This is a genomic window from Streptomyces sp. NPDC001315 (assembly GCF_042896175.1).
In the GTDB taxonomy this organism is placed as follows: Bacteria; Actinomycetota; Actinomycetes; order Streptomycetales; family Streptomycetaceae; genus Streptomyces.
The window spans coordinates 1-2,611 of the sequence record NZ_JBIAWZ010000053.1 but is presented as its reverse complement, the minus strand read 5'-3'; the positions used below and the strand labels follow the sequence as shown (position 1 = coordinate 2,611).

At 63.8% G+C, this 2,611-nt stretch carries 2 protein-coding genes and 1 pseudogene; all 3 read right to left on the bottom strand.

From position 1 onward, the window contains the following. Positions 1-100: 100 nt before the first annotated feature. A pseudogene (locus ACFY16_RS43060) lies at positions 101-871 on the bottom strand (reverse transcriptase/maturase family protein); the annotation flags it as partial. Between the two features lie 525 nt (positions 872-1,396). Continuing rightward, positions 1,397-1,600 (bottom strand): transposase, encoded by a 204-nt coding sequence (locus tag ACFY16_RS43055; RefSeq protein ID WP_390652680.1) that lies wholly within the window; start codon positions 1,598-1,600, stop codon positions 1,397-1,399. Between the two features lie 255 nt (positions 1,601-1,855). After that, positions 1,856-2,359: an N-acetyltransferase gene (locus ACFY16_RS43050; RefSeq protein ID WP_390652679.1), complete on the bottom strand. Its 504-nt coding sequence runs from the start codon at positions 2,357-2,359 to the stop codon at positions 1,856-1,858. Between the last annotated feature and the right edge of the window lie 252 nt (positions 2,360-2,611).

Genomic DNA, 2,611 nt, shown 5'->3' with positions numbered 1-2,611 from the left:
AGCGGGTATTTTCTGGGGGCAGGCATCGTCAGATCTCCTCTCACGAGATCCATCTGACCTGCTGTCACCCTTCCTCGCATCTCGGGGGAACCTCAATCCGGCTGTCGAGCCGATGGTACTCGGGATGATGCCGTCGTTTTCTGCCGCGGTTGTATTCCGGCAGCAGCTTCTGCTCAATGAACTGATCGAGCCTGTCAAGGTAGATGTTGGAGAGGACGGGCGATGCCACACCGCCTTGGGGAGCCCCACTCAGCGTGGCGTTCCACCGCCAGTCTTCCAAGTATCCGACCCTGAGCATGGTCCGGATCAGCCGCAGGAACCGGCCATCGTGGATCTTCTCCCCGAGGATCGTGAGCATGACCTCGTGGTCCAGGCTGCCGAAGCAGTCGGAGATGTCTCCCTCGATGAACCAGCGCGTTCCGGTCCAGTACTTCACCACGTCCTGCAACGCGGTGTGACACCCCCTCTTGGGGCGGAACCCGTGAGAGCGATCGGAGAATTGGACGTCGTAGTACGCCTCCAGTAACAGACGTACGACCTCGGCGACCAGTTTGTCCGACCACGTCGGCAGGCCAAGCGGGCGCTTCTTCTTCGCACCGCCTTTCTTCTCAATGTAGACCCGCTTGACGGGCGTCCATCGATACGACTCCGACCGCAGTGTGCCGATGATCGTGTCAATCTTCGCCCGTGACATGCCGTCCACGGTCTCCCCGGTGACCCCAGGAGTCATCGCACCAGAATTCCGGTAGATGCGCCCATAGGCCATCAGAAAGAGCTGCGGATTGAACAGCTGCCGGTAGAGCCTTTCCAACGGCAGGCTTCGCCTGCCGCGTTCCCGGATGACGTCCAGCACCGTTTCGGCGCTCTGCATTACGCATACCTCCCCTTACTGGACGTCGAGTTCACCTGTGCCCCTTCGCCCTCATTCCGGCTGTCCCGGACTTCGCGGCCGGTCGCAACTCCGGCGACTACTATGGGCACTCCGTCGCCGTAGGGCTCGCGCCCCGTAGGCGATCCCGTGGTACGTCTTCGCTGTACGTATCGAGCACGACGTAGGCCGCCCACTCATCTCCTTGACCGCCCTCACTGGGCGACGCCCCTCTCCTTGGAGGTTGCCGTTCGAACCCGTTCTTCAGAGCCCGGCAAGGAAAGGGCACCGGTTTCAGGTATCGTTCCGGTGAGTTTCTATTTTTGCCGCTGGAGATTGGGCTTCAAGCAATCCAGCCTTGGCCATATCGCGCGGGTCTTTCGGCCCTCCACCCTGGATACCTCCAGGCGGCCACCGCTTTCCTGACATGCTGTTGTCCCCTTCGGCTTTCGCCTCCAGGTAAGTCAGGCGACCCAGAAACATTCCTCCAAGTTCCTCCCGATTGAGTCGGGGATACAACGAAGCGCCTCACGGCGCACAGAACGCATAGACCCGGTCCCACGGCGGGAAGTCGGTCGGCATCGTCCGCCACTTGATGCCGTTGTCCACGAGATAGCCGATCGCGTCCAGCATCGCCCGGTGGCAGTACGCTTCCGGCTGCCCGCCCTGGCCCTGCATCCAACCCGGCACCGGCAGCAGTGGCCGCACCACCACCCACTCCGCGTCCGTCATGTCGCTCGGATACCGACGCTCTCGCAGGCGATTGTCGGCAGCGTTTCCGAACCGGTGAGCCAGACAGTCGCACTCCCGAGTACCCGCGGTGGACTGCACGGGCATCGGCACGCAAGACTGCGACACCAGGGCCTCCTGATGCTCGGTGATTCGACACCAGCGAGCCGTTCAGGAGGCCCTCCTCGCATGCGCCGAGCACCCAATCGAGACGGCCGTTCGAGCACCAAGTCCCCAGAGCATTACGACAAAAGCTACTTACCCGTCGGCGTGCTCCGGCAGGGCGAGCCAGTCCGACCATGAGATCTCGCGGCCGAGGAAGCGCGGCTGCTCGAACGGCCAGTCGGCGGCGATCCACTGCGGCACCAGCTCGTCGAGGGCCTGCTCGACCTTGCTGCCCACCAGCTCGTCCACCACCCACCAGGAGATCTCGCCGTCCGCGCCGGCCCTCTCCGGTGGGTCGATGTAGACGCAGCCGAGCAGAGCTGTCTCCGCCGCGTCGAACAGCGCGTAGTTGAAAGACTGGTGTGCGGCGATCTCCTTCTCGTGCCGCAACAGGTCGGCCTGGTCGGCCTCGTAGGTCATGGTGGCCGCGGGCCAGCCCCAGGCTGGGCCGAAGATGGTCCACAGCCGCTCGCGCGAACCCATCACAGCCGGATAGTCGAGCGGGGTGTCCGCCTCCCGGATCGGCCGCAGGTGATGACCACTGCCCGGCAGCGGTACCAGGACGGGATGGACGAAGTCATCGGGGAGCCAGCTCATAGCGCCCGACCGTAGCAGCGCGCGGCCGTCCGCTCCCCTGGATTTTCCCCGTATACCGCCAGGCCCTGCTCTCATGCCGGGCAGTGCACGCGATCACCCGATCGAGACTCCCGTTCGATCGACAGACTCCATGATCGGTATGGCAACGGCTTCTTAACCTCCCCGTTTCGCTTCGCATGGTTGGGCTGCGCTGATGGCGGTGGATCGGTGGTGTCGGTTGCTGGTCGCGGGGCGGGCATGGCTTGGGCCCGA